Raw genomic sequence first — 204 nt, 5'->3', positions numbered from 1 at the left:
TCCGTCGTCGGCAGCGTCAGATGTGTATAAGAGACAGGCAGTCCCTGGCGGCAGCCCTGGCCGGCACGCCGGCCCCGGTGCGCACGCGGTCCCGGAGGCTGCCGAGCACGTACTGGCTCCTGTCTCTTATACACATCTCCGAGCCCACGAGACGCGTAGTAATCTGGGGGGGGGGGTTTTTTTTGTGGAAAGGGGGGGGGGGGG

General features: G+C 66.2%; 1 protein-coding gene. It reads right to left on the bottom strand.

Annotated elements, in window-relative coordinates:
* Positions 1–16: 16 nt before the first annotated feature.
* The coding region (locus ACPYOM_RS24015; RefSeq protein WP_481347905.1) for a hypothetical protein at positions 17–204 on the bottom strand (188 nt) is incomplete at its 5' end.

It is taken from the genome of Monashia sp. HAY1-2A (assembly GCF_056755315.1).
The sequence above is the reverse complement of the archived record's forward strand: the minus strand, read 5'-3'. Positions and strand labels throughout refer to the sequence as shown.